Source organism: Thioalkalivibrio denitrificans (assembly GCF_002000365.1).
GTDB lineage: Bacteria > Pseudomonadota > Gammaproteobacteria > Ectothiorhodospirales > Ectothiorhodospiraceae > Thioalkalivibrio_A > Thioalkalivibrio_A denitrificans.
Genome location: NZ_MVBK01000126.1, coordinates 1 through 1,557, shown reverse-complemented (window position 1 = coordinate 1,557; position 1,557 = coordinate 1). Strand labels below are relative to the sequence as shown.

The following is a 1,557-nucleotide window of genomic DNA, read 5'->3' as shown; positions in this document are numbered from 1 at the left end:
AACCCGGTTCCATCGGGCGCGCCGGACACCGCCAACGGCATGTCTCTCGCCAAGACCGCCAGGCGCGCAATGGAAACCTTAATGCTTTATGAAGGGAGATCCCTTGGAGGATCTTGGCGCGCTTCGCCGCTTTGCGAGAGAAAATTGCCCTTTCTCTTCGTGTCCTTCGTGGTTGAAATCCCTCCCAGCGCGCTGACCGGAAGCCGCCAAGGGCCGGTAGGTCGCAAAGCCGCAAGGACAACCTCGATGGTCTCTCAGCCGACGGACCCACGTGCCGGATGGGGTCTGAAACGCCTTGACAACAAATAACCATATTGGTTAGTTTTCTCGGATGGAAAAGCGCAACCCGCATTATCGTCTGGATGACGTCAAGGATAGGGTCGCGCGACTCGGCATCGGAGCATTCACTCGTTCCTCGATCGATGGCGGGGCCGAGATGGGGCTCAGTAGCCGGGAAATGATTGCTGCGGTATTGGATGTTGAGCGCGGCATGTTCTTCAAGAGCATGACCACATACCAGGACCATAGGGTCTGGCAGGATGTTTACCATGTGCCGACCAAAGCGGGCCTGGCTTACGTGAAATTCACGCTCCGTACCGATGGCGCTGTCGTGATTTCCTTCAAGAGGCTGTAGCTATGGCAACCAGGCATCCTTGCATGAATTGCGAAACCGGCACGATGACCGAGGATGTTCGGGATGTCGTCGTTGAGCTGAATGGACTGTCCCGTACTGTCCCTCAAATTCGAGGAATGTTTTGCGATACCTGCGAGGAAATCGAATTCAGCGACAAGGACAGTGCCGCACGCTACGCCGAGGCGATGGATGCCCTGGTAGCGGAACGCAAGGCGGCGATCGGCCGTGAGGTCAAAAGCCTGCGTAAGAAGCTCAAGTTGACCCAGCGCCAGGCATCCAGGATCTTCGGTGGTGGGATCAATGCATTCAGCCGATACGAACGCGGCGTGGTTGAGCCCCCGCGCGCCGTCCTCACGCTCCTTCATGTGATGGAGCGTCATCCCGAAGTGCGAGACGAGATTTGCAGAGAACAGGGGCTGTACGGCTGAACTTCGCCGGGGGATCCGCCATGGCAGGAAAGGCATTGAACCACGAAGCTCACGACGGCCACGAAGATGTCTTGATCAGAGACCTTCGTGCCCTTCGTGAGCTTCGTGGTTGAATCCCTTCCACCGGGCGTACCGGACCACGGCGACCACGGGGTCGGACCACGGCAACCGCCTGATTAGTCTGATAAAGAGCCGCCAAATCGGCCGCAATAAGGTCTTAAAGCCGCAATTTCTGCCCCCAAATCGACGTTCCAAGGCAATGCGTTAGGCGTCAGGCGCGACGAAAGGAGGTCACTTGGAAGTTCTTGGCGCGCTTCGCGGCTTCGCGAGAGAAAATGGTTCTTTCTCTTCGTGATCTTCGTGCCCTTCGTGAGCTCCGTGGTTGAACCCGGTAGGCGTGCGTGACCGGGGTGACCGGGGTCGGACCACGGCAACCGTCGGATTCGCCTGAAAAAGAGCCGGAAAATCGGCCGCGATAAGGTCTTAAAGCCGCAA

3 protein-coding genes are annotated in these 1,557 nt (G+C 57.8%); all 3 read left to right on the top strand.

From position 1 onward, the window contains the following. A partial coding sequence (locus tag B1C78_RS17765) for a hypothetical protein (protein ID WP_217698054.1) occupies positions 1-309 on the top strand: 309 nt, incomplete at its 5' end. Between the two features lie 22 nt (positions 310-331). After that, positions 332-634, top strand: a complete 303-nt coding sequence (locus B1C78_RS16110; RefSeq protein WP_077280189.1) for a type II toxin-antitoxin system MqsR family toxin — start codon at positions 332-334, stop codon at positions 632-634. Between the two features lie 23 nt (positions 635-657). Then, positions 658-1,062, top strand: a complete 405-nt coding sequence (locus B1C78_RS16105) for a type II toxin-antitoxin system MqsA family antitoxin (RefSeq protein WP_077280190.1) — start codon at positions 658-660, stop codon at positions 1,060-1,062. Positions 1,063-1,557 lie beyond the last annotated feature (495 nt).